The organism is Rhizorhapis sp. SPR117, from assembly GCF_021742065.1.
The window spans coordinates 1-4,105 of the sequence record NZ_JAKKIE010000130.1 but is presented as its reverse complement, the minus strand read 5'-3'; the positions used below and the strand labels follow the sequence as shown (position 1 = coordinate 4,105).

Annotated in this window: 2 protein-coding genes; both read right to left on the bottom strand. The window is 59.7% G+C overall.

Going from position 1 to position 4,105, the window contains the following annotated elements:
• Window positions 1-63: 63 nt before the first annotated feature.
• A complete protein-coding gene (locus L3X40_RS21140) occupies window positions 64-1,032 on the bottom strand; it encodes a recombinase family protein (protein ID WP_225870698.1) in 969 nt (322 codons plus the stop codon).
• Window positions 1,033-1,072: 40 nt separating this feature from the next.
• The gene (locus L3X40_RS21135; RefSeq protein WP_237367324.1) at window positions 1,073-3,982 is read right to left on the bottom strand and encodes a Tn3 family transposase; all 2,910 of its coding nucleotides are present in this window, start codon (window positions 3,980-3,982) and stop codon (window positions 1,073-1,075) included.
• Window positions 3,983-4,105: the final 123 nt, after the last annotated feature.

Below are 4,105 nucleotides of genomic sequence, written 5' to 3'. Positions count from 1 at the left end.
GGCCCAGTCGGCCCGAAGCTGCGATTTTGGCCATGTTGAAGAACAAAGATTGAACATGGCGATCTACCAGGCTCGCTCTTGTCCTCCAATCTCGTAAACATCGGTCTCGATCGAGCACCTGTAGCTCTCTGCGATGTTGAACATCTCTGTCTGGAGAGATGCGATCTCATCATCGAGGCTGACGCCATCGGCACCCTGATCATAGGCGACGGTCAGCGTGTAATCGCAGTTCCCGGTCTTTTGCATCTGGTAATCCCGCTCCAGCATCGCCTCAATGCGCTCGCGAGCGGGCTTTCTGCCACGACCATGCTTGTTGAAGTTCTCGATGGTCAGATGCAGGGCGATGGTGACAGAAGGCGGCTTTTCCGGCAGCCCGATCCTTGAAGGAATGACGTCAAGCGCCCGATAGACGGTCATTCTTGAGATCTTGAGGTCGCGCGCGACGCTGGCCTTGCTCGCGCCGGCGGTGATCCGGCGTCGGATTTCATCGTCATCGATGTTTTTCTTCCGGCCTTTGTAGACGCCTTCGGCGCGCGCCGCCTCGATCCCGGCGCGCTGCCGGTCCTTGATGAACGTCAGTTCCATGTCCGCGACCATGCCCAGAATGGTGATCACCATCCGCCCCATGCTTCCGGCCGTCGTCACCTCCGGCTCAAGCACCCGCAATGAGGCTCCCTTCTGGTCGAGTTCATGAACCAGATTGAGAACATCGCGTGTGGAGCGACCGAGCCGATCGAGACGCAGGACGACGAGTTCGTCATCGGCGCGCAGGAACTGCATGATCGTCTCAAGCTCCGTGCGTCCAGTGCGCGATGCGCCCGAGCCTGTTTCGGAGCGGAGGATTTCACAGCCCGCTGCCTTCAACCGGGCAACCTGGATGTCGAGATCCTGGTCGATGGTGCTGACGCGGGCGTAGCCGACGCGGGTCATGGGCAAATCCGTCACATTAGGGTGGCTTTGCCCTCGTACAGTAACATTGGTGACGGAACCACCCTTTTGTGACATGTCGTATATGTCACTTCCGATCGTCACGTTCGGGTGCACCCAAATGGTGCGAGCGGAAAGGCCCCGGTCAGGCAGCAAGCCGCCCAAAATCGATCCGGCTATTCAGATCGAGGTCGAAGCGGCCATAAGGATTGACGTGGCTGTAAATCAGCGGTGTGAGGCCGCGATAATCATCCGGCGTCATCCGGCCCGTCCATTTCGGTTCCACCAGCACGCTCTGAAGCATTCGGGTGTTCACATAGACAAGCGACGCTTGCAGCAAATGTAGCGCCAGGACCGAGAGCTGCTGCTCATCGATGCGGTTGGTGGCGATCTCGCCGCCCTTGCCGAAGAAAACGAACCCGTTGGCACTGTTCCAGTTTTCAACGACATTCAGGCCTTCATGAATTTCGCGGCGGAAGGACTCCTCGCGCAGATACCGGCACAGGAAGATCGTCTTGACCGCGCGGCCCAGCTCACTCAACGCCTTGTAGGTCGGGTGCATCACCTCGGAGCGGCTGAACCGGCGCAGGATCGCCTCCGGGTCGGCGGTTTTTGTCTGCATGGCGGCTGCATATTTGACCATCTCGTCATATTGCTGCTCGATCTCATCCCAGTTGATCGGACTGGAGAGGATCGGCTGCAAGTGGGGAAGCCGCGTTCGCATGCCGACATCGGGAAGAGCCAGCTTCTGGCGAGCGATCGCTTTCAGGCGGGGTGCGAGCTCAAATCCGAGAAGCCGGCAAAATGCAAAGCCAACCGCGCTTTGGCCATGACTATCAACATATTGTCGCTGGATTTCCATGTCGGTGCAATGGCGCAGCACGCCCTCGATCATGGAGGCGACCTCGGAGGAAGAGCAGCGCTTGAGCTGGGAATAGACGCACGTCGCGCGTCTTTCGACATGCCAGTAGATCATGACGCCCCGCCCACCATAACGCGCATGCCATTCCGTCATCAGGTTGCGATCCCAGGCTCCGAACTTTGTGGAATCTGACGCACAGGCCGTGCCGGCGTCTCCCCAGACTGCGGCATTGCGGATTGCCAGGGTCGCATTCGCAACCCTGGCACACGCCTCCTTGAGCGCCGCGGCATGAACGAAGCGGCGATGGACATGCAGCAGCTCTTCATAGCTGACATCGGGGGTGGCGCCGGCGATCCGCTTGAGCCCGGCATTCGTTCCCAGGCCGTAGAGGCATAGCAGGAGACGTTGATCCAGCGCGGTTTTCGGCAGTGCAACACGCGAGGCCGATGTTTCGAACGCTTCGAGAAGTCCCGTATCAAGGGCAGCCTCCTTCAGTACGTCGAGCAGCCCGGTCATCGGCCAGCGTTGGCCGATCTCGGTCTTGATCGAGGCGAGACCCCTGGGTTCGGGCAAGGGTTTGAACGGGGTGAGAGATATACGGTTCTCGCCGCGCCACAGCAGCCGAACCTTGTCGTTCCGGGGAATATTGGCATTGAGGAGCAACAGTTCCTGAGCAAGCTCTTCCCGGATGGCGCTTGAAAATGCACGCGCATCCGCCGTCAGGTTCAATCCTGTGTAATATGCTTCTCGCCGCGCATCGAAGTCCTTGGGAAGATCGTCATCGGGATTGCGGTATCGGTCCGCCCCGACAACCCAGATTTCCTTAGAACGGATGCGATCGCGCAGTTGCGCGAGGACACAAAGCTCATAACTGATCCGGTTTACGCGCCCCTCTTCATCAATGACGGAACTGCGCCATCTCGCCGGAATGACCTCGTCGACCGGCACTGCGTGCGGCGGCACGTAGCGGCATCCATCATCCACTTTGCTTCTGATCCAGTCCAGGGCCGCCAGCACCGGACGCCACACGGCGTTGTTCGACCGGAACTCCAGTGCCGAAAGCAGGCTTGGCAGCATACGGCGATAATGATTGGCCCATGACCTCCGCATCACCTTGTAGATCCGCCGATCCAAGGCGCCCTTTGCCTGGCTTTCCTTGATGATCGCCGCCAGTTTGTCCTTGCCGGCGATTGGGAAAATGACATCGCAGATGCGCCCGGATGGATCGTCGATCGAAGCGCTGGCAATCTCGACCAGGAGTCGCTCCTTGCCATAGACCCGCTCGATGTCTTTCGCGATATCGCCCACCACCTTGCGTTTCGAGCGCGATCCGATCTTATGGACCGTCTCGATCAGCAGGTCGACCATCGCATCCGTAAGCTGAGCTTCCCGCGCCATCAGATAAACGGCATAGAGCCCGAGCTGGCGCGCCGGTACATGCCGGCGCATCTCCGAGGCTTTCTCGCCGGCAACCCGGCGAACGATCTGATCGACCCATGCCTTGCCCGTGACCGATAGGAAATCTCGGGGAAGAGCAAGCCGTTGGATAAAGGCGAGTTTGGCGGTCACGCCAAGAATGTTTTCGAGCGTCGCCTGACCTGCATCCCCCTTCATCGTGTTGAAGCCGGTCGGGCCATCGGGATCGGCGAGCGAGGCTTCCAGCAAGGCGACCGCATCCGGCGCAAGCCGATCGCGGACTCGGGCCAACAGGGCCTCCAGATAGAGGTGTCGTTGCGAGCGGACGAGGCGTTCCAGCTCCTTGCGCGACGGCCCATAGATACGGCGGTCGCGGCACCACAGGAAAACATGCTCGAGCATGGCATTGATCGACTGCCCGCCCGCACAAAGATCGTCGGAAATCCACCCCGACAACGCCCTGCGATCCGTCTGCGTCATACGGCGGAACCCGAGATGCCGCAAAATCTCCGCGCAATGCCGGCGGGCGGTGCGACCGGAAAAATCATAGTGGTTCACGGATTTGGCATCGAGACCAAGTTGCTCCGCCAGATACAAGACACCGTCGGAGGGTATCGACGCATGATCCGGCACAAAGAAGCCATGCCCGGCGAAAAATCTAAGCTGAACCGCCAATCCCAGTCGTGCCGTCTCCGCTTTGCCGGTCACGAACGCGATGTCCGAAAAACTCAGGCTCCAGGAGCCGATCAGATCCCCACTCGAAACGCCAAGGCTCATAACGCCGCTCCCTTATCGGAGCGGAACGTCGTTCCTCGCATGGGCGATCGTCAACAACAACCAGCCCGTTCCCGACGTGTTCTCCAAGATGACCAAAATCGCAGCTTCGGGCCGACTGGGCCA

What these genes read in the sequence shown, in the direction of transcription:
- L3X40_RS21135 (WP_237367324.1), bottom strand. Translation starts at nt 3,982, where the DNA reads ATGAGCCTTGGCGTTTCGAGTGGGGATCTGATCGGCTCCTGGAGCCTG.